This window comes from Streptomyces sp. NPDC038200 (assembly GCF_055600785.1).
In genome coordinates, this window is the sequence record NZ_JBVJYH010000005.1 from 118872 (window position 1) to 143915 (window position 25044).

At 70.9% G+C, this 25044-nt stretch carries 24 protein-coding genes; 1 reads left to right on the forward strand and 23 read right to left on the reverse strand.

Annotated features, from left to right (window positions below):
- Nucleotides 1-13: 13 nt before the first annotated feature.
- From rpoZ to pyrR, 11 genes are all read right to left on the reverse strand, one after another.
- Entirely contained in the window at nt 14-286 is a 273-nt protein-coding gene (rpoZ, locus tag ACZ7KF_RS12730) for a DNA-directed RNA polymerase subunit omega (RefSeq protein WP_005319902.1), read from the reverse strand.
- Nucleotides 287-339: 53 nt separating this feature from the next.
- Nucleotides 340-933 (reverse strand): guanylate kinase, encoded by a 594-nt coding sequence (gmk, locus tag ACZ7KF_RS12735; RefSeq protein WP_471072521.1) that lies wholly within the window; start codon nt 931-933, stop codon nt 340-342.
- Nucleotides 934-994: 61 nt separating this feature from the next.
- The gene (locus ACZ7KF_RS12740) at nt 995-1318 is read right to left on the reverse strand and encodes an integration host factor (protein ID WP_003977346.1); all 324 of its coding nucleotides are present in this window, start codon (nt 1316-1318) and stop codon (nt 995-997) included.
- A 299-nt stretch (nt 1319-1617) separates the two neighbouring features.
- On the reverse strand, nt 1618-2463 hold the full coding sequence (gene pyrF / locus ACZ7KF_RS12745) for an orotidine-5'-phosphate decarboxylase (RefSeq protein ID WP_471072523.1): 846 nt from the start codon (nt 2461-2463) through the stop codon (nt 1618-1620).
- Nucleotides 2460-3566, reverse strand: a complete 1107-nt coding sequence (locus ACZ7KF_RS12750) for a quinone-dependent dihydroorotate dehydrogenase (RefSeq protein WP_471072525.1) — start codon at nt 3564-3566, stop codon at nt 2460-2462. Before ACZ7KF_RS12750 ends, pyrF begins: the two co-directional genes overlap by 4 nt.
- 60 nt (nt 3567-3626) lie before the next feature.
- Nucleotides 3627-6935: a carbamoyl-phosphate synthase large subunit gene (carB, locus tag ACZ7KF_RS12755; protein ID WP_471072528.1), complete on the reverse strand. Its 3309-nt coding sequence runs from the start codon at nt 6933-6935 to the stop codon at nt 3627-3629.
- Nucleotides 6928-8070 (reverse strand): glutamine-hydrolyzing carbamoyl-phosphate synthase small subunit, encoded by a 1143-nt coding sequence (carA, locus tag ACZ7KF_RS12760; RefSeq protein WP_471072531.1) that lies wholly within the window; start codon nt 8068-8070, stop codon nt 6928-6930. Before carA ends, carB begins: the two co-directional genes overlap by 8 nt.
- Complete coding sequence (locus tag ACZ7KF_RS12765) at nt 8067-8627, reverse strand: PH-like domain-containing protein (protein WP_471072534.1); 561 nt, start codon at nt 8625-8627, stop codon at nt 8067-8069. Before ACZ7KF_RS12765 ends, carA begins: the two co-directional genes overlap by 4 nt.
- Complete coding sequence (locus tag ACZ7KF_RS12770; RefSeq protein WP_471072537.1) at nt 8624-9910, reverse strand: dihydroorotase; 1287 nt, start codon at nt 9908-9910, stop codon at nt 8624-8626. Before ACZ7KF_RS12770 ends, ACZ7KF_RS12765 begins: the two co-directional genes overlap by 4 nt.
- A 5-nt stretch (nt 9911-9915) precedes the next feature.
- On the reverse strand, nt 9916-10887 hold the full coding sequence (locus ACZ7KF_RS12775; RefSeq protein ID WP_471072540.1) for an aspartate carbamoyltransferase catalytic subunit: 972 nt from the start codon (nt 10885-10887) through the stop codon (nt 9916-9918).
- A 92-nt stretch (nt 10888-10979) separates the two neighbouring features.
- Nucleotides 10980-11561, reverse strand: a complete 582-nt coding sequence (gene pyrR, locus ACZ7KF_RS12780; RefSeq protein ID WP_471072543.1) for a bifunctional pyr operon transcriptional regulator/uracil phosphoribosyltransferase PyrR — start codon at nt 11559-11561, stop codon at nt 10980-10982.
- A gap of 252 nt (nt 11562-11813) precedes the next feature.
- Here pyrR and bldD point away from each other — a divergent pair, with 252 nt between their 5' ends.
- Nucleotides 11814-12317, forward strand: coding sequence for a transcriptional regulator BldD (gene bldD, locus ACZ7KF_RS12785; RefSeq protein WP_014671524.1), 504 nt, complete (start codon nt 11814-11816; stop codon nt 12315-12317).
- A gap of 296 nt (nt 12318-12613) precedes the next feature.
- Here bldD and nusB read toward each other — a convergent pair whose 3' ends face one another.
- The 12 genes from nusB to ACZ7KF_RS12845 all read right to left on the reverse strand — a co-directional run bounded on the left by nusB (nt 12614) and on the right by ACZ7KF_RS12845 (nt 25042).
- A complete protein-coding gene (gene nusB / locus ACZ7KF_RS12790) occupies nt 12614-13042 on the reverse strand; it encodes a transcription antitermination factor NusB (protein ID WP_471072546.1) in 429 nt (142 codons plus the stop codon).
- A 2-nt stretch (nt 13043-13044) separates the two neighbouring features.
- Entirely contained in the window at nt 13045-13611 is a 567-nt protein-coding gene (gene efp, locus ACZ7KF_RS12795; protein WP_471072549.1) for an elongation factor P, read from the reverse strand.
- 49 nt (nt 13612-13660) lie between these two features.
- A complete protein-coding gene (locus ACZ7KF_RS12800) occupies nt 13661-14767 on the reverse strand; it encodes an aminopeptidase P family protein (RefSeq protein WP_471072552.1) in 1107 nt (368 codons plus the stop codon).
- Between the two features lie 139 nt (nt 14768-14906).
- Nucleotides 14907-15809, reverse strand: coding sequence for a Pro-rich N-terminal domain-containing protein (locus ACZ7KF_RS12805; protein WP_471072555.1), 903 nt, complete (start codon nt 15807-15809; stop codon nt 14907-14909).
- A 179-nt stretch (nt 15810-15988) separates the two neighbouring features.
- Nucleotides 15989-17080 (reverse strand): 3-dehydroquinate synthase, encoded by a 1092-nt coding sequence (gene aroB, locus ACZ7KF_RS12810; protein ID WP_471072559.1) that lies wholly within the window; start codon nt 17078-17080, stop codon nt 15989-15991.
- Complete coding sequence (locus ACZ7KF_RS12815) at nt 17077-17595, reverse strand: shikimate kinase (protein ID WP_471072562.1); 519 nt, start codon at nt 17593-17595, stop codon at nt 17077-17079. Before ACZ7KF_RS12815 ends, aroB begins: the two co-directional genes overlap by 4 nt.
- On the reverse strand, nt 17592-18776 hold the full coding sequence (gene aroC / locus ACZ7KF_RS12820; RefSeq protein WP_471072565.1) for a chorismate synthase: 1185 nt from the start codon (nt 18774-18776) through the stop codon (nt 17592-17594). Before aroC ends, ACZ7KF_RS12815 begins: the two co-directional genes overlap by 4 nt.
- A gap of 162 nt (nt 18777-18938) precedes the next feature.
- Complete coding sequence (locus tag ACZ7KF_RS12825) at nt 18939-19778, reverse strand: shikimate dehydrogenase (protein WP_471072568.1); 840 nt, start codon at nt 19776-19778, stop codon at nt 18939-18941.
- A complete protein-coding gene (gene mltG, locus ACZ7KF_RS12830; RefSeq protein ID WP_471072571.1) occupies nt 19759-21366 on the reverse strand; it encodes an endolytic transglycosylase MltG in 1608 nt (535 codons plus the stop codon). The genes ACZ7KF_RS12825 and mltG overlap by 20 nt, the downstream gene beginning before the upstream one ends.
- A gap of 176 nt (nt 21367-21542) precedes the next feature.
- Nucleotides 21543-22007, reverse strand: coding sequence for a Holliday junction resolvase RuvX (gene ruvX / locus ACZ7KF_RS12835; protein WP_471072573.1), 465 nt, complete (start codon nt 22005-22007; stop codon nt 21543-21545).
- A gap of 15 nt (nt 22008-22022) precedes the next feature.
- Nucleotides 22023-24695 (reverse strand): alanine--tRNA ligase, encoded by a 2673-nt coding sequence (alaS, locus tag ACZ7KF_RS12840; RefSeq protein WP_471072576.1) that lies wholly within the window; start codon nt 24693-24695, stop codon nt 22023-22025.
- Nucleotides 24695-25042, reverse strand: a complete 348-nt coding sequence (locus tag ACZ7KF_RS12845) for a hypothetical protein (RefSeq protein ID WP_471072579.1) — start codon at nt 25040-25042, stop codon at nt 24695-24697. Before ACZ7KF_RS12845 ends, alaS begins: the two co-directional genes overlap by 1 nt.
- Nucleotides 25043-25044 lie beyond the last annotated feature (2 nt).

A 25044-nucleotide genomic window follows, 5' to 3' on the forward strand; every position in this document is an offset into this window, starting at 1 on the left:
CAATACGAAAGTACTACTGCGCCGGGCCCTCGATGGCCTCGGAGGTCAGCAGACCGGCGTTGATCTCGCGCAGGGCGATCGAGAGCGGCTTCTCGTGGACGTGGGTGTCGACGAGAGGACCGACGTACTCGAGGAGGCCCTCACCGAGCTGCGAGTAGTACGCGTTGATCTGGCGGGCACGCTTGGCCGCGTAGATCACGAGGCTGTACTTCGAGTCGGTGGCCTCGAGCAGCTCGTCGATCGGCGGGTTGATGATGCCCTCGGGCGCGGTGATGGAAGAGGACACGCTCTACCTTCCGATGGATGGGAAAGAATCAGACATCGTGATCACAGTCACGATCACACAACGTCCATCAAGGCTAGCAGCTCGCGCGCCACGTCCTCGACGGAGGTGTTGACCAAGGTCACATCGAACTCCGGCTCGGCCGCCAGTTCGGTCTTCGCCGCGTCCAGACGACGCTCGACGACCTCGGGCGGCTCGGTCCCCCGGCCGGTCAGCCTGCGCACCAGCTCCTCCCAGGAGGGCGGGGCCAGGAACACCAGCTGGGCGTCGGACAGGGACTCGCGGACCTGCCGGGCGCCCTGGAGGTCGATCTCCAGCAGCACGGGCTCGCCGTTCTCCAGCCGCTCCAGCACGGCCGCGCGGGGCGTGCCATAGCGGTTGCCGGCGAACTCGGCCCATTCCAGCAGCTCGCCGTTGGCGATCAGCTTGTCCATCTCCTCGTCGGTGACGAAGAAGTAGTGGACTCCGTGCCGCTCACCGGGGCGCGGCTTGCGGGTCGTCGCCGACACCGAGAGCCAGACCTCGGGGTGTTCCTTGCGCATATGAGCGACGACCGTGCTCTTGCCGACCCCCGAGGGGCCGGAGAGCACGGTCAGCCGCGGACGTACGTCCGGGGGCTCGGGGGTCGTCCCCCGGAATGTTGCAGCCATGCAGCGATTATTCCAGCAATCCCGGAGTGCCCGGGACTCCTGGTCCGCCGGGGAGGCGGACTCAGGAGCCGGTGCTGCCGAACTCACGCTCCAGGGAGGCGATCTGGTTGGAACCGAGACCCCGCACGCGGCGGCTCTCGGAGATGCCCAGACGCTCCATGATCTGCTTGGCGCGGACCTTGCCCACGCCCGGCAGCGACTCAAGGAGGGCGGAGACCTTCATCTTGCCGATGACGTCGTTCTCCTGTCCCTGCTTGATGACCTCGTGCAGGGAGGCGCCGGAGTGCTTGAGTCGATTCTTGACCTCGGCCCGCTCCCGGCGAGCCGCGGCGGCCTTTTCGAGCGCGGCTGCGCGCTGTTCAGGGGTAAGGGGCGGAAGAGCCACGCCTACGTCACCTCGGATGTCGAACTGTCGGATACGGACCGGTGAGGAACCTAGTCGCCCCACACCTGGGGAGCTACGAGCAACACGCTGCCCGTTCTCCCCCACTGCCTGAAGGGCGAGGGAGGTGCTCCCACTGCTCGGAGACTAGCGGGCAAGTCCGCCAGAGTCAGCGAGAACAGCGGAAAAGTCCTGGTCAGCCTCCGTCAGGCCGGACATTTCAGACAAACTGCCCTCGATTCGAGGATGTATGCACGCTCAAGTCGGCGTGATCGCGCTCAGCCGAGCATCCCGCGCGGGTCTCAGGCGGCGGCGACGGCCTCCTGGATCTCCGCCGCGAACCGCTCGGCCGCGCCTCGCAGCGCGCTGACGTCGGGACCGTGACGCAGAACACCCCGGCTGACGTTGGGCACGACGTTGCGGACGGCCGTTCCGAACACCCCCGGGAGATCGGCCGGGGTGGCACCCTGGGCGCCGATGCCCGGCGCGAGCAGCGGGCCGTTGATGTCCAGGTCGTACGAGGACAGGTCGCCGAGCGTGGCACCGACCACCGCGCCGAAGGAGCCCAGCGGCTCCTCCCCCGCGTTCTCGGCCGCGAGATGGGCCAGCATGGTCGCGCCGATGCTCCGGCCGTCGGCGCGCACCGCGTGCTGCACCTCGCCGCCCTCCGGGTTCGAGGTGAGCGCCAGCACGAACAGGCCGGCGCCGCTCTCCCGGGCCAGGGCGACGGCCGGGCTCAGCGAGCCGTAGCCGAGGTACGGCGAGACGGTCAGGGCGTCGGAGAACAGCGGGGCGTCCTTGTGCAGGAACGCCTCGGCGTAGGCCGCCATGGTCGAGCCGATGTCGCCGCGCTTGGCGTCCATCAGGACCAGGGCACCGGCCGCCCGCGCCTCCTGGACCGACTTCTCCAGGACGGCGACGCCGCGCGAGCCGAACCGCTCGAAGAAGGCGCTCTGCGGCTTCAGGACGGCGACCCGGTCGGCCATGGCCTCGACGACCGTGCGGCTGAACCGCTCCAGGCCGGCGACGTCGTCGTCCAGGCCCCACTCGGCGAGCAGGGAGGCGTGCGGGTCGATGCCGACGCAGAGCGGGCCGCGCTCGTCCATGGCGCGGCGCAGCCGGGCGCCGAAGGGCTCCAGCGGGGTCATGCGGGCTTCCTCACGTCGGCGCCGACCGCGTCGGCGAGGGTGGCGTACGGGCTGGTGCGCAGACGGGCGGCGAGGCCCTTGTGGATCGCGCGGCACCAGAAGGGGCCCTCGTAGATGAAGGCGCTGTACCCCTGGACCAGCGTGGCACCGGCCAGGATGCGCTGCCAGGCGTCCTCGGCGGTCTCGACGCCGCCGACGCCCACCAGGGTGATCCGGTCGCCCACGCGCGCGTACAGGCGCCGCAGGACCTCCAGGGAGCGCTCCTTGAGCGGTGCCCCGGACAGGCCGCCGGTCTCCTGCACCAGCGCGGGCGCCGAGCGCAGGCCGAGGCCCTCGCGCGCGATGGTGGTGTTGGTGGCGATGATGCCGTCCAGACCCAGCTCGACGGCGAGGTCGGCGACCGCGTCGATGTCCTCGTCGGCGAGGTCGGGGGCGATCTTCACCAGCAGCGGGACGCGCCGGTTCGCGACCGTGCGGTCCGCGGCCTCGCGCACGGCGGTGAGCAGCGGGCGCAGGTGGTCCACGGCCTGGAGGTTGCGCAGGCCGGGCGTGTTGGGCGAGGAGACGTTGACGACCAGGTAGTCGGCGTACGGCGCGAGCCGCTCGGCGGACTTCACGTAGTCGGCGACGGCCTCCGCCTCGGGGACGACCTTGGTCTTGCCGATGTTGACGCCGACGACGGTCTTGAAGACGGGCTCACGGGTGGCGAGGCGGGCCGCCACGGCGAGCGAGCCGTCGTTGTTGAAGCCCATGCGGTTGATCAGCGCACGGTCCGCGACGAGCCGGAACAGCCGCTTCCGGGGATTGCCGGGCTGCGGCTCACCGGTGACCGTGCCGATCTCGACGTGATCGAAGCCCAGCATCGACATCCCGTCGATCGCGACGGCGTTCTTGTCGAAGCCCGCGGCGAGCCCGAACGGGCCGTGCATCCGCAGCCCGAACGCCTCGGTGCGCAGTTCCTTGTGACGGGGCGCGAGCGCGGCGGCGACGAAGGTGCGCAGCACGGGGATCCGGGCGGCCAGGCGGATCCAGCGGAAGGCCAGGTGGTGGGCCTTCTCCGGGTCCAGCCGGGTGAAAACCAGACGGAAGAAAAGCTCGTACATGTCTCTTAGTCCTCATGAAGAGGGGGACACCGGTTTCGGTGTCCCCCTCGGAGCGGGCTGCTAGTCGCGGGCCGCGGTCAGGTGTTCCGCGTGTTCCTGGAGCGAGCGGACGCCCACGTCTCCGTGGTTGAGGGCGTCGATGCCCTGGACGGCCGCCGCGAGCGCCTGCACGGTCGTCAGGCACGGCACGGAGCGGGCCACCGCCGCCGTACGGATGTCGTAGCCGTCGAGGCGGCCGCCGGTGCCGTACGGGGTGTTGACGATGAGGTCGACCTCGCCGTCGTGGATGAGCTGGACGATGGTCCGCTCGCCGTTCGGGCCGGTGCCCTCGGACTGCTTGCGCACGACCGTGGCGTGGATGCCGTTGCGCTTGAGGACCTCGGCGGTGCCGGAGGTGGCGAGCAGCTCGAAGCCGTGGGCGACCAGCTCGCGCGCCGGGAAGATCATCGAGCGCTTGTCGCGGTTGGCGACCGAGATGAACGCGCGGCCCTTGGTGGGCAGCGGGCCGTAGGCACCCGCCTGCGACTTGGCGTACGCCGTGCCGAAGACGGAGTCGATGCCCATGACCTCGCCGGTGGAGCGCATCTCCGGGCCGAGGACGGTGTCGACGCCGCGGCCGTGGATGTCGCGGAACCGCGACCACGGCATGACGGCCTCCTTGACGGAGATCGGCGCGTCCAGCGGCAGCTCGCCGCCGTCGCCGTTCGCCGGAAGCAGGCCCTCCGCGCGCAGCTCGGCGATGGTCGCGCCCAGCGAGATGCGGGCGGCGGCCTTGGCGAGCGGCACCGCGGTCGCCTTCGAGGTGAAGGGGACCGTCCGGGAGGCGCGCGGGTTGGCCTCCAGGACGTAGAGGATGTCGCCGGCCATCGCGAACTGGATGTTGATCAGACCGCGCACGCCGACGCCCTTGGCGATGGCCTCGGTGGAGGCGCGCAGGCGCTTGATGTCGAAGCCGCCCAGGGTGATCGGGGGCAGGGCGCACGCCGAGTCGCCGGAGTGGATGCCGGCCTCCTCGATGTGCTCCATCACGCCGCCGAGGTACAGCTCCTCGCCGTCGTAGAGGGCGTCGACGTCGATCTCGATGGCGTCGTCCAGGAAGCGGTCGACGAGCACCGGCCGGGAAGGGCTGATCTCGGTCGACTCGGCGATGTAGGCGGCGAGGCGGGTCTCGTCGTAGACGATCTCCATGCCGCGCCCGCCGAGGACGTAGGAGGGCCGGACGAGGACGGGGTAGCCGATCTCGTCGGCGATGGCCTTGGCACCGGCGAAGGTGGTGGCCGTGCCGTGCTTGGGGGCGGGCAGGCCGGCCTCGGCGAGGACCTGGCCGAAGGCACCCCGGTCCTCGGCGGCGTGGATCGCCTCGGGCGAGGTGCCCACGATCGGCACGCCGTTGTCCTTCAGGGCCTGCGACAGGCCGAGCGGGGTCTGGCCGCCGAGCTGGACGATCACGCCCGCGACGGGGCCGGCCTGCTGCTCGGCGTGGACGATCTCCAGCACGTCTTCCAGCGTCAGCGGCTCGAAGTACAGGCGGTCGGAGGTGTCGTAGTCCGTGGAGACGGTCTCCGGGTTGCAGTTGACCATCACGGTCTCGTACCCGGCGTCGGACAGCGCGAAGGAGGCGTGGACGCAGGAGTAGTCGAACTCGATGCCCTGGCCGATGCGGTTCGGGCCGGAGCCCAGGATGATCACCGCGGGCTTCTCGCGCCGCGCGACCTCGGTCTCCTCGTCGTAGGAGGAGTAGAAGTACGGCGTCTTCGCGGCGAACTCGGCGGCGCAGGTGTCGACCGTCTTGTAGACCGGGCGGATGCCGAGGGCGTGCCGGACCTCGCGGACGACGTCCTCGCGCAGGCCGCGGATCTCGGCGACCTGCTGGTCGGAGAAGCCGTGCCGCTTGGCCTCGGCGAGCAGCTCGCCGGTCAGCTCGGGCGCCCCGGCCAGCTCGTCCGCGATCTCCTTGATCAGGAAGAGCTGGTCCACGAACCAGGGGTCGATCTTCGTGTACTCGAAGACCTCCTCGGGCGTGGCACCGGCGCGGATGGCCTGCATGACCGTGTTGATGCGGCCGTCGGTGGGGCGGACGGCCTCGCGGAGCAGCGCGTCCTTGTCGCCCGGCTCGCCGACGAAGGTGAACTGGCTGCCCTTCTTCTCCAGCGAGCGCAGCGCCTTCTGGAAGGCCTCGGGGAAGTTGCGGCCGATGGCCATGGCCTCGCCGACCGACTTCATGGTGGTCGTGAGGGTGGAGTCCGCGGACGGGAACTTCTCGAAGGCGAACCGCGGGGCCTTGACGACCACGTAGTCGAGCGTGGGCTCGAAGGAGGCCGGGGTCTCCTGGGTGATGTCGTTCGGGATCTCGTCCAGCGTGTAGCCGACGGCGAGCTTGGCGGCGATCTTGGCGATCGGGAAGCCGGTGGCCTTGGAGGCGAGCGCCGAGGAGCGCGACACGCGCGGGTTCATCTCGATGACGATCACGCGACCGTCCTCGGGGTTCACCGCGAACTGGATGTTGCAGCCGCCGGTGTCGACGCCGACCTCGCGGATGACGGCGATGCCGATGTCCCGCAGGATCTGGTACTCGCGGTCGGTCAGCGTCATCGAGGGCGCGACGGTGATCGAGTCGCCGGTGTGCACGCCCATGGGGTCGAAGTTCTCGATGGAGCAGACGACCACGACGTTGTCGTTCTTGTCGCGCATCAGCTCCAGCTCGTACTCCTTCCAGCCGAGGATGGACTCCTCCAGGAGCACCTCGGTGGTCGGGGAGAGCGTGAGGCCCTGGCCGGCGATGCGGCGCAGTTCGTCCTCGTCGTGCGCGAAGCCGGAGCCGGCGCCGCCCATGGTGAAGGACGGGCGGACGACGACCGGGTAGCCGCCGAGGGTCTCGACGCCCTTGAGGACGTCGTCCATGGAGTGGCAGATGACCGAACGGGCGGACTCGCCGTGTCCGATCTTGCGGCGGACCTCCTCCACGACGTCCTTGAAGAGGTCGCGGTCCTCGCCCTTGTGGATCGCCTCGGGCTTGGCGCCGATCAGCTCGACGCCGTACTTCTCCAGGACACCGTTCTCGTGCAGCGAGATGGCGGTGTTCAGGGCCGTCTGGCCGCCCAGGGTGGGCAGCAGGGCGTCGGGGCGCTCCTTGGCGATGATCTTCTCGACGAACTCGGGGGTGATCGGCTCGACGTAGGTGGCGTCGGCGATCTCCGGGTCGGTCATGATCGTCGCCGGGTTGGAGTTGACGAGCACGACGCGCAGGCCCTCGGCCTTGAGCACGCGGCACGCCTGGGTGCCGGAGTAGTCGAACTCGGCGGCCTGGCCGATGACGATCGGGCCGGAGCCGATGACCAGGACGGACTGGATATCGGTGCGCTTAGGCACGCTGGCCCTCCATCAGGGAAACGAAGCGGTCGAACAGGTAGGCGGCGTCGTGCGGGCCCGCTGCCGCTTCGGGGTGGTACTGGACGGAGAAGGCGGGCTGGTCGAGCAGCTGGAGCCCCTCCACGACGTCGTCGTTCAGGCAGACGTGCGAGACCTCGGCGCGGCCGAACTTCGTCTCGCTGACCTTGTCGAGCGGCGCGTCCACGGCGAAGCCGTGGTTGTGCGCGGTGACCTCGACCTTGCCGGTCGTACGGTCCTGGACCGGCTGGTTGATGCCCCGGTGGCCGTACTTCAGCTTGTAGGTGCCGAAGCCGAGGGCGCGGCCGAGGATCTGGTTGCCGAAGCAGATGCCGAACAGCGGCGTCCTGCGCTCCAGGACGGCGGTCATCAGCGCCACGGGGCCGTCGGCGGTCGCCGGGTCGCCGGGGCCGTTGGAGAAGAACACGCCGTCCGGGTCGACGGCGTAGATCTCGTCGGCGGTGGCGGTGGCGGGCAGGACGTGCACCTCGATGCCGCGCTCGGCCATGCGGTGCGGGGTCATGCCCTTGATGCCGAGGTCGATGGCGGCGACGGTGAACTTCTTCTCGCCGACCGCGGGGACGACGTACGCCTCCTTCGTCGCCACCTCCTCGTAGAGGCTCGCGCCCTTCATGTGCGGCTGGGCCTGCACGCGCTCCAGCAGCTCCGCCTCCGGGGCGACCGCCTCGCCGGAGAAGACGCCGGCGCGCATCGATCCGCGCTCGCGCAGGTGGCGGGTGAGGGCGCGGGTGTCGATGCCGGAGATGCCGACCACGCCCTGTCGCTCCAGCTCGTCGTCCAGGGAGCGCTTGGCCCGCCAGTTGGACGGCACGCGCGCGGGGTCGCGCACGACGTAGCCGGAGACCCAGATGCGGCTCGACTCGTCGTCCTCGTCGTTCCAGCCGGTGTTGCCGATCTGCGGGGCGGTCGCGACGACGATCTGGCGGTCGTACGACGGGTCGGTGAGGGTCTCCTGGTAGCCGGTCATGCCGGTGGAGAACACGGCCTCGCCGAAGGTCTCCCCCACGGCCCCGTAGGCGCGGCCGCGGAAGATGCGGCCGTCCTCCAGGACGAGTACGGCGGGAACCCTCGCGGCTCCCTTGGTGGAGGTCGTCATCGTGCGCCTTCCGTGTCGTTGGTCATCTGGTTCAGGGTGTCGACCCACTCGGTGTGCTCGGCCGCGCGGTCGGAGCGGAAGCCGGAGTCGATCAGCTTGTCGCCGTGTGCCCAGGTCACCACCAGCAGTCCGCCCTCGGTGAGGACCTTGCCGGCGATGCCCTTGTCCAGGCGGGCTCCGCGCAGTGCGGCCGTGGGGACGAAGAAGTCGGTCGCTCCGGGGCGCTCGACCTCCAGGCCCGCGTCGGTCAGGGTGAGCTCGGCCCGGCTCCGGGTGCCCAGGCCGTGGGCCACGATGCGGTCCAGCCACTGCCCGGCGGTGGTGGAGCCGTGGTAGCGGCCGCTCATGCTCAGTCTGGCCGGGCCGGTCTCGTCCGGCGCGCTGGGCAGCGCCGGCAGGTCGCCCTGGAGGGTGCCGCGCCACTTCCAGCCCTCGCGCATCAGCCAGTAGACGAGCGCGATGAAGAGGGCCAGTCCGACGAGCCAGCCGATGCGGGCCCCCCAGTCGGTGACCTCGGCCGACTTCTCCGCCTCGGCCAGCAGGATTACAGGTGTCACGTGAGCTTCCCGTCGACGAGCGTGGCCTTGCCCCGCAGCCACGTGTGCGTCACACGGCCCGGCAGCTCACGTCCCTCGTAGGGGGTGTTGCGGCTGCGCGAGGCGAAGCCCGCGGGGTCCACCCGGCCACGGTATTCCGTGTCGACCAGGGTGAGGTTGGCGGGCTCACCAGCCGAGACGGGACGGCCGTGGCCGGTGGCCTGTCCGATCTGCGCGGGCTTGACGGACATCCGGTCGGCGACGCCGGCCCAGTCCAGCAGGCCCGTGTCGACCATGGTCTCCTGGACCACCGACAGCGCGGTCTCCAGGCCGACCATGCCCATGGCGGCGGCGGCCCACTCGCAGTCCTTGTCCTCGTGCGGGTGCGGGGCGTGGTCGGTGGCGACGATGTCGATCGTGCCGTCGGCGAGCGCCTCGCGCAGGGCCAGCACGTCGCGCTCGGTGCGCAGCGGCGGGTTGACCTTGTAGACGGGGTTGTACGTGCGCACCAGCTCGTCGGTGAGGAGCAGGTGGTGCGGGGTGACCTCGGCGGTGACGTGGATGCCGCGGGACTTGGCCCAGCGGACGATCTCCACGGAGCCGGCGGTCGACAGGTGGCAGATGTGCACGCGGGAGCCGACGTGCTCGGCGAGCAGGACGTCCCGGGCGATCACCGCCTCCTCGGCGACGGCCGGCCAGCCGCCCAGGCCCAGCTCGGCGGAGACGACGCCCTCGTTCATCTGGGCGCCCTCGGTGAGCCGCGGCTCCTGCGCGTGCTGGGCGACGACACCGCCGAAGGCCTTCACGTACTCCAGGGCGCGGCGCATGATCACGGCGTCGTCCACGCACTTGCCGTCGTCGGAGAAGACGGTGACGCCGGCGGCGGACTCGTGCATCGCGCCCAGCTCGGCGAGCTTGCGGCCCTCCAGGCCGACGGTGACGGCGCCGATGGGCTGGACGTCGCAGTAGCCGTGCTCACGGCCGAGGCGGTACACCTGCTCGACCACGCCGGCGGTGTCGGCGACGGGGAAGGTGTTGGCCATGGCGAAGACGGCCGTGTAGCCGCCGCTCGCCGCCGCGCGGGTGCCGGTCAGCACGGTCTCGGAGTCCTCGCGGCCCGGCTCGCGCAGGTGGGTGTGCAGGTCGACCAGGCCCGGCAGCAGCACCTTGCCGGCGGCCTCGACGACCTCGGCGCCCTCGGCAGCGAGGTCCGTGCCCACCTCGGCGATGGTCTCACCGTCGATCAGCACGTCCTGCGGCTCGCCGCCGAGCACCTTCGCACCGCGGATCAGGATCTTGCTCATGGGTCTTACTTCTCCTCAGTGCGGGTCTGGGCGGGTTCGTTGCCGCCGAGCAGCAGGTACAGGACGGCCATCCGGATGGAGACGCCGTTGGCGACCTGCTCGATGGCGGTGCAGCGGTCGGAGTCGGCGACCTCGGCGGTGATCTCCATGCCGCGGACCATCGGGCCGGGGTGCATCACGATGGCGTGCTCGGGCAGCTTGGCCATGCGGTCGCCGTCGAGGCCGTAGCGCCGCGAGTACTCGCGCTCGGTCGGGAAGAAGGCGGCGTTCATGCGCTCGCGCTGCACGCGGAGCATCATCACGGCGTCGCACTTGGGCAGCGTGCTGTCCAGGTCGTACGAGACCGCGCACGGCCAGGACTCGACGCCGACCGGCACCAGGGTGGGCGGGGCGACCAGGGTGACCTCGGCGCCGAGGGTGTGGAGCAGGTCGACGTTGGAGCGGGCCACCCGGCTGTGCAGGACGTCGCCGACGACGGTGATCCGCTTGCCGGACAGGTCCTGGCCGAGCCCCGCGTCGCGGCCGACCAGCCGGCGGCGCATGGTGAAGGCGTCCAGGAGGGCCTGGGTGGGGTGCTGGTGGGTGCCGTCGCCGGCGTTGATGACGACGGCGTCGATCCAGCCGGAGTTGGCGAGCCGGTACGGGGCCCCGGAGGCGCCGTGCCGAATGACCACGGCGTCGACGCCCATGGCCTCCAGGGTCTGGGCGGTGTCCTTGAGGGACTCGCCCTTGGAGACCGACGAGCCCTTGGCGGAGAAGTTGATGACGTCCGCGGACAGCCGCTTCTCGGCGGCTTCGAAGGAGATCCGCGTGCGCGTGGAGTCCTCGAAGAAGAGGTTGACGATCGTCCGGCCGCGCAGGGTCGGCAGCTTCTTGATCGGCCGGTCGGCGACCCGGGCCATCTCCTCGGCGGTGTCGAGGATCAGGACGGCGTCGTCGCGGGTGAGGTCGGCGGCCGAGATGAGATGACGCTGCATCTGTCAGGCTCCGTAAGGCAGTTCAAACGGGAGATTTCGGGCAGGCGGGCGCATGCTGTGGCACACCGGAGGGCGGCCGTGCGCCCGTCTTGCTACTGAGCGGCCGGCTTCGCACCGAGCAGCACGGTGTCGCGACCGTCCTCCTCGGCGAGCTGGACCTTGACCGTCTCCCGCAGCGACGTGGGGAGGTTCTTGCCGACGTAGTCGGCACGGATGGGCAGTTCCCGGTGGCCGCGGTCGACCAGGACCGCGAGCTGCACCGCGCGCGGGCGCCCGATGTCGTTCAGGGCGTCGAGAGCGGCACGGATGGTGCGCCCGGAGAAGAGCACGTCGTCGACGAGGACCACCAGCTTGCCGTCGATGCCGTCACCGGGGATGTCGGTGCGGGCCAGCGCACGCGGCGGGTGCATGCGCAGGTCGTCGCGGTACATGGTGATGTCGAGCGAGCCGACCGGGATCTTGCGGTCGGTGATCTGCTCCAGCTTGGCGGCGAGCCGCTGGGCGAGGAAGACGCCGCGGGTCGGAATGCCGAGGAGCACCACGTCGTCGGCGCCCTTGGCGCGCTCGACGATCTCGTGGGCGATGCGGGTCAGCACCCGCGCGATGTCGGGGCCTTCGAGAACGGGCCGCGCATCGGCCGCTTGCGGATGCGCAGAGGTGTCGTGCTTGTCCATACGAAACGGACCTCCTTCTCCGCCTCACGGGACGGACCTTAAAGGACGTCGGAATTGCGCCATCCACCGTAGCAGGTCGCCGGGCGTGCCCCTGTCACCCCCTCGGCCCAGCCTGCCGTCACTACCACGGAAGAGTCGGTGTGGACCATTCGGCTTGACGCAGAAGAATCACGCTGCGTAACCTCACAGTGAGTTACCAGCCGCGCGGCGGGAAAACAGCCGGCCGCGTCGACACAGTGTCCGGGGAGCTATATGTCCAGCGAATACGCCAAACAGCTCGGGGCCAAGCTCCGGGCCATCCGCACCCAGCAGGGCCTTTCCCTCCACGGTGTCGAGGAGAAGTCCCAGGGGCGCTGGAAGGCCGTGGTGGTCGGTTCGTACGAGCGCGGTGACCGTGCCGTGACCGTGCAGCGTCTTGCCGAGTTGGCCGATTTCTATGGCGTCCCTGTGCAGGAGCTGCTGCCGGGCACCACGCCGGGCGGCGCCGCCGAGCCGCCGCCGAAGCTGGTCCTCGACCTGGAGCGGCTGGCCACCGTGCCGGCCGAGAAGGCGGGCCCCCTGCAGCGCTACGCGGCGACGATCCAGTCCCAGCGCGGCGACTACAACGGCAAGGTGCTCTCCATCCGCCAGGACGACCTGCGCACACTCGCCGTCATCTACGACCAGTCCCCCTCGGTCCTGACCGAGCAGCTGATCAGCTGGGGCGTGCTGGACGCGGACGCGCGCCGCGCCGTGGCCACGCACGAAGAGGCGTAGCCGCTCCACGACTCAGCAGAAACGTGCCGCCGGGGTGGCCGGAACTTGATGGTTCCGGCCGCCCCGGCGGCGTTTCACGACGCTGGCGGCGCATGCGCCGGGCCACCCAACCTCCGCCGGCGCACGCCGGGCACTCGGTCTCTCTCTGCGCACGCCGGGCGCCGAGGCACTGGCGGCGTATGCCGGGCGCCGGGCGGCGCGGACATGCCTGAGGGGCGCGGGGGAACCGCCCGACGGGCCGCGGACAATCCGCGGCCGTCGGTCACAGTCCCTCGGCGCCCCTGTGGCGGCGTCGGCTAGGCCCGGCGGAGCGAAGGCTTCAGTTCCTTCAGCCGCCCCAGCAGACCGTTGACGAACGAGGGCGACTCATCGGTCGAGAACTCCTTCGCCAGCTGCACCATCTCGTCCAGGACGACGGCGTCCGGGGTCTCGTCGACCCAGATCAGCTCGTAGGCGCCCAGCCGCAGAATGTTGCGGTCGACGACCGGCATGCGGTCGAGCGTCCACCCCACCGCGTACTGAGCGATCAGCTCGTCGATCCGCCGCGCGTACTGCGCGTAGCCCTCGACCAGCTGCATCGTGTACTCGCTGACCGGCGGCTGCCGCGTGTCGGACCGGGAGAGCCGGATCCAGTCCGCGAGGACCGTCAGGACGTCGGCGCCGCGCTGGTCGCCCTCGAAGAGGATCTGGAAGGCGCGCTTGCGGGCCGTGTTGCGGGCAGCCACGGTTAGCTGTTCACCCGGCCGAGGTAGTCGCTGGTGCGGGTGTCGACCTTGATCTTCTCACCGGTGGTGATGAAGAGCGGGACCTGGATCTGGTGGCCGGTCTCCAGCTTGGCGGGCTTGGTGCCACCCGTGGAGCGGTCGCCCTGGACGCCCGGCTCGGTCTCGGCGATGACCAGCTCGACGGCGGCGGGCAGCTCGACGAAGAGAACCTCGCCCTCGTGCTGCGCGACGGTGGCCGTGAAGCCCTCGATCAGGAAGTTCGCGGCGTCGCCGACGGCCTTCCGGTCGATGTGCAGCTGGTCGTAGGTCTCCATGTCCATGAAGACGAAGTAGTCGCCGTCCATGTACGAGAACTGCATGTCGCGCTTGTCGACAGTGGCCGTCTCGACCTTGACGCCGGCGTTGAAGGTCTTGTCGACGACCTTGCCGGAAAGCACGTTCTTGAGCTTGGTGCGCACGAAGGCCGGGCCCTTGCCGGGCTTGACGTGCTGGAACTCGACGACGGACCAGAGCTGGCCGCCTTCGAGCTTGAGCACCATGCCGTTCTTGAGGTCGTTCGTGGAAGCCACGGTTGCGGAATCTCCTGGACTGACGTACGACCCCGGCGCACGCCACTGCCTAGAGGGCGAGCAGCTCCTTGGTCGTGATGGTGAGTAGCTCGGGTCCGCCGTCCGCCTCGGGGCGTACGACGAGCGTGTCATCGATCCGGACACCGCCCCGGCCCGGGAGGTGGACCCCCGGTTCGACGGTGACCGGCACGCAAGCGTCCAGTTTACCCATTGCCGCGGGCGCCAACTGCGGGTCCTCGTCGATTTCGAGTCCGACACCGTGTCCGGTGATCGGTGGCAGGGCCTCCGCATAGCCCGCGGAGTCCAGTACCTGCCGGGCCGCGCGGTCGACGTCGCGGTAGGCGGCGCCGGGTGCGAGGAACTCCCGTCCGGCGCGCTGAGCGGCGAAGACCAGGTCGTACAGCTCGATCTGCCAGTCGGCGGGCGAGGTCCCGATGACGAAGGTGCGGCCGATCTCGCAGCGGTACCCACGATAGGTGGCACCCAGGCAGACGGAGAGGAAATCGCCCTCCTCCACGCGCCGGTCGGTGGGACGGTGGCCGCGGCGGCCGGCGTGCGGCCCGGTGGCCACGGAGGTGGGGAAGGCGGGGCCGTCGGCCCCGTGGTCGACCAGGCGGCGCTCCAGTTCCAGCGCGAGGTGCCGTTCGGTGCGGCCGACCAGGATGGACTCCAGCAGCTCGCCGAGGGCCTGGTCGGCGATCTCGGCGCCGATGCGGAGGCAGGAGATCTCCTCCTCGTCCTTGACCACCCTGAGCTGCTCCACGGCTCCGCCGATGTCGGCGAGGCGGAGTCTCGGGGCGACGGAGGTCAGGGCCCGGTGGCGGGCCACGGTGAGGTGGTGTTCCTCGACGGCGAGCGAGTCGGCGTCCTGGGCCGCGGCGAGGCCGGCCGCCGCGACCGCGGGGTCGCCGCCGGGTGCGGGCAGGACATGCAGGCGCAGGTGATCGTCCGGTCGGCCCTCGTGCGGGCGCTCGTCGGGCGAGCCGGCGCAGACAAGCACGTCCTCGCGCTTGCCGAGCAGCAGGACGGCGCGGAGCGGGGCGGCACCCGCCAGGTAGCGCACATTGGCGGGGCGGGTGACGAGCGCTGCCGCGGTACCGGCCGCGTTGAAGTGTTCCCTCAGCCGGGATCGGCGGTTCGCGTACACCTCTGACATGAGATGAGCGTAGGAGTTTTGCCCGGTTTGTGCCGGTTGGGTGGGGCCGAGTGGGGTCGATCAGGGGCGGTGCGGTGGTGCCGCGGGTGCCGGGGGGCAGGTGCGCGGTTCCTCCTTCGGAGAGGGGTGCTCGCCCCGCTCACCAGTTCGGCGGGCTCGCTATCGCCCTGGCCAGGACCTCGTCCAGGACCCGCGCCGTCCCCGGGACGTCCAGCTGGGAGTTGTCGATGATCGGCAGGCCCGAGCCGTACCAGCCGGCCATGCGGCCGTGGATGCGGGCCACCTCCTCGTCGGTGAGGCGGCGGTTGCCGGTGCGTTCGGCGTTGCGCTCCAGGACGATGTCCAGGCCCGGGAGCAGGACCACGGGGAGCAGGCCGGGACCCACGTGCCGCTTCCAGCCGCCGAGGCCCACGGCCGGGCGGTCCGGGAAGACGGCGTCGTCCAGGATGCAGGAGATGCCGTTGGCCAGGAAGTTGCGGGCGGCGAAGCCGCAGGTGCGGCGGGCCAGGCGGTACTGGGCCTCCGAGTTGTCGTTCCAGCCGGACTGGGGATCGGCGAAGCCCGAGCGGACCCACTCGCGGACGTCGTCCAGGCTGATGTGGGCCGTGGAGACACGGCGGTGGTCCGCCCAGTACTTGGCGACGCTGGTCTTGCCCGCGCCGGCCGGGCCGATGAGGAGGACGGCGAGGACGGTGGCCGCCGGGTCCGGGGCCGCGACCGCGGCGGGCGCTGCCACGGGCACGCCGACCGGGCCGCCGGGTGGCAGCGGCACGTGCCCGGTGGTATCGGCGGCCGACGGGCCGGCGGTGTGCTGCGGCGGCGCGGGCGGCTGCAGCGGACCGGAGGGCGCCGGGGGCTGCTGAGGGGCCGGCGGCACGGGGCCCGACGGGGCCGGGAAGCCCGGCGCCGGGGGAACGGGGGCGGGTCCCTGGGAAGCGCCCGGGTACGCACCCGGGTGGTGTGCGGCCGACGCCCAGCCGGCGTGCGGCCCCTGCCCCGACTGGTGGGGCGGCGGCAGCGGAGACCCCACTGCGTGCTGCATCCGTTGCCACTCCATCTCGTACTGGCACTGTGGTGCTGGCGGCGGGGGCACGTCCCCGCCGCCACCGAACGGTACCGTCCCCGGCCGTCGTTTGGTGAAACGGCCGGGGGCGGGCCGAAGTGCCCGGTCCGGGAAGGGAATCGGACGGAAGGAATCGGACGGAGGGGACAGCCGGGGACCTACTGCCCGACCTCGCCGTACGCGGCGAGCAGGACCGCCGGGTCCGGGCCCTCCAGGACGGTCGGCTTGGCCAGGCCGTCCAGGACGATGAAGCGCAGCAGGTCGCCGCGGGACTTCTTGTCGACCTTCATCGTCTCCAGCAGCCGGGGCCACTGGTCGTAGCGGTAGTGCAGCGGCAGGCCCACGGACTCCAGGATGCTGCGGTGCCGGTCGGCCGTCGCGTCGTCCAGGCGTCCCGCCAGCCGGCCGAGTTCGGCGGCGAAGTGCATGCCGACCGCGACCGCGGCGCCGTGCCGCCACTTGTAGCGCTCGTTCTTCTCGATCGCGTGGCCGAGCGTGTGGCCGTAGTTGAGGATCTCCCGCGGACCGGATTCCTTCAGGTCCGAGGAGACCACCGCCGCCTTGACCCGGATCGACCGCTCGATCAGCTCGGAGGTGTGCGGGCCCTCCGGAGTCCGCGCCGCCTGCGGATCGGCCTCGATCAGGTCCAGGATCACCGGGTCCGCGATGAACCCGGCCTTGATGACCTCGGCCAGCCCGGAGACGTAGTCGTGGACCGGCAAGGAGTCCAGCGCCGCCAGGTCGCACAGCACCCCGGCCGGCGGGTGGAAGGAACCGACCAGGTTCTTGCCCTCCGCCGTGTTGATGCCGGTCTTGCCGCCGACGGCCGCGTCGACCATGGCCAGCACGGTGGTGGGGACGGCGATCCAGCGCACCCCGCGCAGCCAGGTCGCGGCGACGAACCCGGCCAGGTCCGTGGTCGAACCGCCGCCGACCCCGACGATGGCGTCGGTGCGGGTGAACCCGCACTGCCCCAGCGCCTTCCAACAGTAGGCGGCGACCTCGGCGGTCTTGGCCTCCTCGGCGTTGGGCACCTGGATCGCCACGGTCTCGTAGCCCTGCTCGGCCAGATCGGCGCGCAGCGCCTCCCCGGTCTCGGCCAGGGCCTCCGGATGGATCACCGCGACCCGCCGGGCCCGCTCCCCGATCAGCCCGGTCAGTTCACCGAGCAGCTGCCGGCCCACCAGTACCTCGTACGGGTCGGTGCCCGCCGTGCCGGCGATCCGGATCCGGGTGACTGCCTCGCTCATCCTTGCTTCAACTCCAGTGCGTCCAGCACGTCTTGCGTGACCTCTTCGGGGGTGCGGCCGTCCGTCGGCACGACGGCGGCGGCGACCTCCTCGTACAGGTGCCGGCGCGCCTCCATCAGCTCGCGCCACTGCTTGCGCGGGTTGACCGCCAGCAGCGGACGGGCCACGTTCAGGCCGGTGCGCCTGACGGCCTCCTCGACCTCCATCGACAGATAGACCACCCGCTGCCCGGCGAGCAGCGCCCGGGTCTCGGGGTCCAGGACGGCCCCGCCGCCCAGCGCGACGACACCGTCGTGCTCGGCGAGCGCGGCGCGCACGGCGGCCTTCTCCTTGGCGCGGAAGACGGGCTCGCCCTCGTCCACGAAGATCTCGGCGATGGTGCGGCCCTCGGCGGCCACGATGTCCTCGTCGGTGTCGCGGTACTCCAGGCCCAGGTGCTCGCCGAGCAGCCGCCCGACGGTGGACTTGCCCACACCCATCGGGCCGATCAGGACGACCGCGGGCACGACGCTCACCTGATGGCCAGGTTGTCGAGGTACGACTGGACGTTGCGCCGGGTCTCGGTCACCGAGTCGCCGCCGAACTTCTCCGCGACCGCGTCCGCGAGGACGAGCGCCACCATGGCCTCGGCGACGATGCCGGCGGCCGGCACGGCGGACACGTCGGAGCGCTGGTGGTGGGCCTGGGCGGCCTCACCCGTGGACACGTCCACGGTCCTCAGGGCCCGCGGCACGGTCGCGATCGGCTTCATCGCGGCCCGCACCCGCAGCAGCTCACCGGTGGTCAGACCGCCCTCGGTGCCGCCGGAGCGGCCGGAGACCCGGCGGATGCCCTCCGGGGTGCCGACGATCTCGTCGTGCGCCTGGGAGCCGGGCACCCGGGCCAGCTCGAAGCCGTCGCCGATCTCGACGCCCTTGATCGCCTGGATGCCCATGAGGGCACCGGCCAGCCGGGCGTCCAGCTTGCGGTCCCAGTGCACGTGCGAGCCCAGGCCGACGGGGACTCCGTAGGCGAGGACCTCGACCACGCCGCCCAGCGTGTCGCCGTCCTTGTGTGCCTGGTCGACCTCCGCGACCATCGCCTTCGACGCGTCCGCGTCGAGGCAGCGCAGCGGGTCGGCGTCCAGCTTCTCGACATCGGCCGGGGTGGGGTAGACCCCCTGCGGGGCCTTCACGGAGCACAGCTCGACGACGTGCGAGACGATCTCGATGCCGGCCGTCTCCTTCAGGTACGACCGCGCCACCGCGCCCAGCGCCACCCGGGCCGCCGTCTCGCGGGCCGAGGCGCGCTCCAGGATCGGGCGGGCCTCGTCGAAGCCGTACTTCTGCATGCCCGCCAGGTCCGCGTGGCCGGGACGCGGGCGGGTCAGCGGCGCGTTGCGGGCCAGGCCGGCCAGCACCTCCGGGTCGACCGGGTCGGCAGCCATGACCTGCTCCCACTTCGGCCACTCGGTGTTGCCCACCATGATCGCCACCGGGGAGCCCATGGTCAGGCCGTGCCGGACGCCGCCCAGGAACGTGACCTCGTCCTGCTCGAACTTCATCCGCGCACCGCGGCCATAGCCGAGCCGCCGCCGCGCCAGGTGATCCGCCACCATCTCCGTGGTGATCGGCACGCCGGCGGGAAGTCCCTCCAGCGTCGCGACAAGTGCGGGACCGTGGGACTCCCCCGCGGTCAGCCAACGCAGCCTGCTCAACGGTGCTCCTCAGTGCTCGCGCCCGGTACTGCCCTGCGTACGCGCGTCCTCGCGTACGGCGACGGCGTCACCGGGTGCGCGACCCCGGTACGCCACCTCCGATCCTCCCACGTCCGGGTGCGAGATCCGGCCGCCGGTCCAGCAGGCGGACGCGCGGGGGCGTCAGCGGGCCGCGAGCGCCCGTTCCCCGGCGTGGCGCATGGCGTCCACCGGGCCCGGCACGTGCCCGGTCATCTGCTCGAACTGGAGGACGGCCTGGTGGACCAGCAGGTCGAGGCCGCTGACCACGGCACCGCCGAACATGGACCAGCGGGCCGCCAGCTCGGTGGGCCAGGGGTCGTAGAGCACGTCGAAGAGGGTGGCGGGGCGTTCGGGTACGGCGGCGGCGAGGGCGTCGGTGGTGCCGGCGGGCGTGGTGGCGATCACCAGCGGGGCGTGCAGCGCCTGGGCGGCGTCGGACCAGTCCGCGGTACGGACCTGCACGTCGAGCCGTTCGCCCCACTCCCGCATCTCGGCGGCGCGGGCCTCGCTGCGGACGTAGGCGACGACCTCTCCGGTGCAGACCCGGGCGAGCGCGGCGAGCGCGGAGGACGCGGTGGCGCCGGCGCCCAGGACGGCGGCGGAGTCGACCTGTTCGATTCCGTGCTCGCGCAGGGCGGCCACCATGCCCGGGATGTCGGTGTTGTCGCCCCGTCGGCGCCCGTCCTCGGTGAAGACGAGCGTGTTGACCGCGTCGACCGAGGCCGCGGTCTCGCTGATCTCGTCCAGCAACGGGATGACCGCCCGCTTCAGCGGCATGGTCAGCGACAGCCCCGCCCACTGGGGCCCGAGCTCGTCCAGGAAGCCGGGCAGGGCGGCCTCGTCGACGTCGAAGCTGTCGTACGACCAGCCGGCGAGCCCGGCCGCGTCGTACGCGGCCCGGTGCAGCACCGGGGAGAGCGAGTGGGCGATCGGCGAACCGAGCACGGCGGCACGGCGGCCGTCAGTTGCCCGAGCTGGCATTGAACTTGTCCTTGAGCTCTTGGAATTCGGCGTAGTTCTTGGCGAACTCGGTGTTGTTCGTGCCGTCGGTCGCCACGAAGTAGATCCAGCCGTCGTGCGTCGGATTGAGGGTCGCCTTCAGCGCGTCCTCGCCGGGGTTGCCGATCGGGCCGGGCGGAAGTCCCTTGTGGGTGTACGTGTTGTACGGGCTCGGGTTGCTGTTGATCTCCTTCTCGGAGATGTGGATGTTGCTCGTGCCCTTGAGGTAGTTGTAGGTCGAGTCGAACTGCAGCAGCCGGTTGGTCTCGGTGTTGGTGGGCTTGAGGCGGTTGAAGACCACCTCGGCCATCTTGCGGAAGTCGTCGTGCGTCTTGCCCTCGGCCTGGACCAGGCTCGCGACCGTGACGAGCTCGAAGGCGTCGTGCAGGCCGAGCTTCTCGGCCTTGTCGTCGAGGCCGTAGGCGGCGTACTTCTGCTTGGCCTGGGTCACCATCTGCTTCAGGATCGCCTCGGGCTTCATGCCCTTCGCGGCCGGGTACGTGGCCGGCCAGAGGAAGCCCTCCAGCGGGTCCATGATGGCGCTGTTGTTCTGCGCCCACGTCGGCACGCCGAGGGTCTTGTACTGCTTCAGGGCGATCTTCTTGGTGCTGCCGGAGGGCAGTTCGAGCTGTTTGTCGATGGCCGCGTAGACGGCCGAGTTGCGCTCGCCCTCGGTGACCACCACGTTGTTCTGGCTGCGCGGATCCAGCATCATCTTGACGGCGCTGCCGGCGGACATCTCCTTCTTCAGGAGGTAGGCACCGGCCTGGATGCCGTCGCCGCCCGGCGTCTGTCCCTGGGCGTGGACGAACGCCTCGGCGCTCTTGACGACTCCGGCCTCTTTCAGCCGGCGGCCGATCTCCCAGCCGCCGGCGCCCTTCGGGATCTCGACGGTCACCGTCGCGCTGATGCCCTCGCCCGCGTAGTCCGGAGCCGTGCCGAAACGATTTTGGTAGAACTTGTAGCCGAAATACCCGACGCCGCCGAGGCCGCCGCCGAACACCAGGACGACCACCATGCAGGCGCAGCCGGTCCGGCGTTTCTTGCTCTTGACCGGTTTCTTGCCCTTGCCGCGCCGCTCGCGCCGGCTCTGGAGCTCGTGCTCCTCGTCGTCCTCGTCGCCGCCTCCCGCCGTCGGAAGGTGCTCCTCCTCGCCCGCCGCCGGCCCGGGTTCCGGTTCCGGTTCGGGGCGCCTGCGGCCGGGCGGCTCCGGCGGCGGGTAGGCGTCCTCGGTGCCGTAGAAGTCGGGCTGCTCCCCACCGTAGGCGACGGGCTGCTGGCCGTAGGGGTCACCGGGGTCGGCGGCGTACGGCACCTGGCCGTGGGTGCCGGTCGCGTCCCAGGCGCCCTGGTGGAGCTGCTGCTGGGGGTGACCGGCGAACTGCTGGTCGAACGGGGGCTGACCCGGTCCGTCGTGGTACTGGTGGTGCTGCCCCTCGTAGCCGGGCTGCTGCTCCTGGTTCCAGTTTCCGTACTGCGGCGCCTGCGGATAGTGCTGTGGCTGGCCGTCGTAAGGAGACTGCGGACCCGCCTGGGCCTGCTGTCCTCCCCATCCGCCGTCCCCGTACAACGGGTCCTCCGGATGCCACGGTTCGGAGCCTGGGCCCCGGCCATACTCAGTCATCGATCCCCTAGAGCCGCGAGGCCGACGATCGCGCGGCCCGTGGGCCGGTTGCCGTTCCGCCTCTTGCTGTGCCCCGGCTGTTCGAACACCGGCGCATCGCGCGGAACGTTACCGTATCGCGATCAGATGACCACTTCGACGCCCTCGCCGGGTGCTTTGCCTGACACCCGTTCGGATTCCAGGGCCTGCTGCAGGATGATGACGGCCGCCGCCTGGTCGATGACCGCGCGGCCCTTCTTCGACTTCACGCCCGAGGCGCGCAGTCCCTGACTGGCCGTCACCGTCGTCATCCGCTCGTCCACCAGGCGCACCGGCACCGGCTGGACGCCCCGCGCCAGCTCCTGCGCGAAGGCGCGGACCTTGACCGCGGCCGGGCCCTCGCCCCCCTTGAGGGAGCGAGGGAGACCGACGACGACCTCGATCGGTTCGTACTCCTCCACCAGCCGGCGCAGCCGGCGGTGAGCGGCGGGGATGTCCCGGCCGGGGACGGTCTCCACCGGGGTGGCGAGGATCCCGTCGGGGTCGCACGAGGCGACCCCGATCCGGGCGTCCCCGACGTCGATCGCGAGCCGACGTCCTCTGCGCATCTTCTCGACCGTCTCTTACTTCGCGGTCTCGGCGACGAGACGCTCGACGGCCTCGACGGCCTCGCCGACGGCGGCCGGGTTCTGGCCGCCGCCCTGGGCGACGTCCGGCTTGCCGCCACCGCCGCCGCCGAGCGTCTTGGCGGCGGTGCGGACCAGGTCACCGGCCTTGAGGCCGCGCTCGCGGGCGGCGTCGTTGGTGGCGATGACCGTCAGCGGCTTGCCGTTGTTGACGGTGAAGAGGGCGACCACGGCGGCCCGGCCGCCCTGGATGCGGCCCCGCACGTCGAGGACCAGCTTGCGCAGGTCGTCCGGGGTGGTGCCGTCCGGGACCCGGCCGGTCACCACGGCCACGCCCCGCACGTCCTTGGCGGACTCGGCGAGGCCGGCGGCGGCCTGGAGCACCTTCTCGGCGCGGAACTTCTCGATCTCCTTCTCGGCGTCCTTCAGCTTGCCGAGCATCGAGGCGACCTTCTCCGGCAGCTCCTCCGAGCGGCCCTTGAGCAGCTCGGTCAGCTGGTTGACGACCGTGTGCTCGCGGGCGAGGAAGTGGTAGGCGTCCATGCCGACCAGGGCCTCGATACGACGGACACCCGAGCCGATGGAGGACTCGCCGAGCAGCTTCACCAGGCCCAGCTGGGCGGTGTTGTGCACGTGCGTGCCGCCGCACAGCTCCTTGGAGAAGTCGCCGATGGTGACCACGCGGACCCGCTCGCCGTACTTCTCGCCGAACTCGGCGATGGCGCCCTGCTTCTTGGCCTCGTCGATGCCCATGACCTCGGCATGCACGTCGAGGTCGCGGGCGAGCACCTCGTTGATCTTCTGCTCGACGTCGGTCATCACGGCCGTGGGCACGGCGGACGGCGAACCGAAGTCGAAGCGGAAGCGGCCGGGCTGGTTCTCGGAGCCGGCCTGGGCGGCCGTCGGGCCGAGGGCGTCGCGCAGCGCCTGGTGGGTCAGGTGGGTGGCCGAGTGGGCGCGGGCGATCGCGTGGCGGCGGCGGGTGTCGATGCTGGCCTGGGCCTTGGCGCCGACGGTCACCTCGCCGACCTGGACGACGCCCTTGTGGACGTACACGCCCGGGACCGGCTTCTGGCAGTCACGGATCTCGATGACGGCCCCGGAGTCGACCTTGATCCGGCCGGTGTCGCCGATCTGGCCGCCGCCCTCGGCGTAGAACGGGGTGCGGTCCAGGACGACCTCGACCTCGTCGCCCTCGGTGGCGGCCGGGGAGGAGACGCCGTCGACCAGGAGGCCGACGATCGTGGACTCGCCCTCGGTGTCGGTGTAGCCGATGAAGTCGGTGGCACCGGCGGCGTCGGCGATCTCACGGTAGGCGCCCATGTCGGCGTGCCCGGTCTTCTTGGCCTGGGCGTCGGCCTTGGCGCGCTCCCGCTGCTCCTTCATCAGGCGGCGGAAGCCGTCCTCGTCCACGGAGAGGCCCTGCTCGGCGGCCATCTCCAGGGTGAGGTCGATCGGGAAGCCCCAGGTGTCGTGGAGCAGGAACGCCTTGTCGCCGGCGAGGACCGTGCCGCCGGACTGCTTGGTCTCGGTGACGGCGGTGTCGAGGATGTTGGTGCCGGCCTTCAGCGTCTTGAGGAAGGCGTTCTCCTCGGCGACGGCGACCTTCTCGATGCGCTCGCGGTCGGTGAGCAGCTCGGGGTACTGCTGGCCCATCATGCCGATCACGATGTCGACCAGGTCCTTGACGACCGGACCGGTGGCGCCGAGCAGGCGCATGTTGCGGATGGCGCGGCGCATGATGCGGCGCAGCACGTAGCCGCGGCCCTCGTTGCCGGGGGTGACGCCGTCGCCGATCAGCATGGTGGCCGTGCGCATGTGGTCGGTGACCACACGGAGGGAGACGTCCGAGCCGTGGGCCTCGCCGTAGCGGACGCCGGTCAGCTCGGTGGCCTTGTCGATGACGGCCATGGAGGTGTCGATCTCGTACATGTTCTGCACGCCCTGCAGAATCATGGCGAGCCGCTCCAGGCCGAGGCCCGTGTCGATGTTCTTGCTCGGCAGGTCCCCGAGGATCTCGAAGTTGTCCTTGCCGATGCCCTCACCCCGCTCGTACTGCATGAAGACGAGGTTCCAGATCTCCACGTACCGCTCGTCGTTGACGGCCGGGCCGCCCTCGACACCGAACTCGGGGCCGCGGTCGTAGTTGATCTCGGAGCAGGGGCCGCACGGGCCGGGGACGCCCATGGACCAGAAGTTGTCCTTCATGCCCAGGCGCTGGATGCGCTCCTTGGGCACGCCGACGACCTCGTGCCAGATCTGCTCGGCCTCGTCGTCGTCCTGGTAGACGGTGATCCACAGGCGCTCGGGGTCCAGGGCGTAACCGCCCTTGTCCTGGGGCGCGGTGAGCAGCTCCCAGGCGAGCTTGATGGCGCCTTCCTTGAAGTAGTCGCCGAAGGAGAAGTTGCCGCACATCTGGAAGAAGGTGCCGTGGCGGGTGGTCTTGCCGACCTCTTCGATGTCGGGCGTGCGCACGCACTTCTGCACGCTGGTGGCGCGCGGGAAGGGCGGCTTGACCTCACCCAGGAAGTAGGGCTTGAAGGGCACCATGCCGGCCGGGACGAGCAGCAGAGTCGGGTCGTCCGCGATGAGCGACGCCGAAGGGACGACGGTGTGCCCGCGCTCCTCGAAGAAGCTCAACCAGCGGCGGCGAATCTCGGCCGACTCCATCAGTGGTCCTCATTCCGGTTGTACGAGTGCATCGGAGGTTCGATGTACTTCGGTGTGCTGCGGTTGTTCTCGATGGCGGTGTACCGCCGGGGTGCGGGGAGTTCGGGGTTCTCCTGGATCCCCAGGGCCTCCTCCAGCTCGGCCTCCCGCTGCGCCATGTTGTCGCGGACGTCGAGCGCGAAGCCGACCGCACGGTCCTTGAGTCGCTGACCGGTCTCCAGGGCCTTGTTCGCCGCGGTGGCGGCCAGGCTCTCGGGGGTCAGCTGCTTGAGCTTGCGGTTGACCTTGGTGGTGGCCCACACACCGGCGGCGACACCGGTGGTGAACCAGAACGTACGGCGGAACATCT